Origin of the sequence: Pseudomonas sp. 30_B (assembly GCF_017491605.1) — a bacterium.
Taxonomy (GTDB): domain Bacteria; phylum Pseudomonadota; class Gammaproteobacteria; order Pseudomonadales; family Pseudomonadaceae; genus Pseudomonas.
In genome coordinates, this window is the sequence record NZ_JAFGYY010000342.1 from 1 (window position 1) to 448 (window position 448).

The following is a 448-nucleotide window of genomic DNA, read 5'->3' on the forward strand; positions in this document are numbered from 1 at the left end:
TCGCTACCCGATTCCGAACTCGTATCGCATCTGCTCGGCTCGACGTTCAGCATTCTGTGCGCGACGCCCGCGTATCTGCGCGCGCACGGCGCGCCGCGCACGCCGCGCGATCTCGCGCGGCACGCATGCCTCACGCTGCGCACGCCGGCGTTCCCGACGAACGAATGGCTGCTCGAAGGGCCGAACGGCGCCGAGGAAATCAAGGTGGATGGCCCGGTGCAGACCAATACCGCCGAATCGCTCGCGGTGGCGATCCGCGCGGGCATCGGCATCGGCATGCTGCCGCTCTAGGCGGCGATCGAGGACCTGCGCTGCGGCAACCTCGTGCGCGTGCTGCCCGCGCACCGGCTGCAGAAGATGAACGTCTACGCGCTCTATCCGTCGCGCCGCTTCATCGATGCGAAAGTGCGCACCTGGGTCGAAGCGCTGCGCTTTCACATGCCGAAGA

At 67.6% G+C, this 448-nt stretch carries 1 protein-coding gene; it reads left to right on the plus strand.

Translation table 11 applies throughout. The annotated features are described in order from the left end of the window. A partial coding sequence (locus J5M67_RS28580; protein ID WP_243434940.1) for a LysR substrate-binding domain-containing protein occupies positions 1-291 on the plus strand: 291 nt, incomplete at its 5' end. Between the last annotated feature and the right edge of the window lie 157 nt (positions 292-448).